The organism is Phormidium sp. CCY1219, assembly GCF_055795085.1.
Genome location: NZ_JAYFEQ010000938.1, coordinates 1 through 227, shown reverse-complemented (window position 1 = coordinate 227; position 227 = coordinate 1). Strand labels below are relative to the sequence as shown.

Here is a 227-nt window from a genome sequence, read left to right as displayed (position 1 = left end):
CCATTAATTTCAACGGCGCTATCGGCAATAATGCCATTGGTTTCGATATCACTGCCGTCAATACTAACGGTATTTCCTGAATTAATCGGTTGAAAAACCGTCACCGCCCCACTGCCATTAATGTCGATATTGTCAGTAGCAGATAAAGCATCGGTTTGAATGTCATTCCCAGAAAGGGTCAGAGTATTTCCAGCGTCGATATCATCGTTAGCCGTAACATTTCCACT

General features: G+C 43.2%; 1 protein-coding gene. It reads right to left on the bottom strand.

What is annotated here, in order from left to right:
• Positions 1-227, bottom strand: a 227-nt coding sequence (locus AC0QH1_RS30670; protein WP_324635241.1) for a hypothetical protein, incomplete at both ends; no start/stop codon positions are given.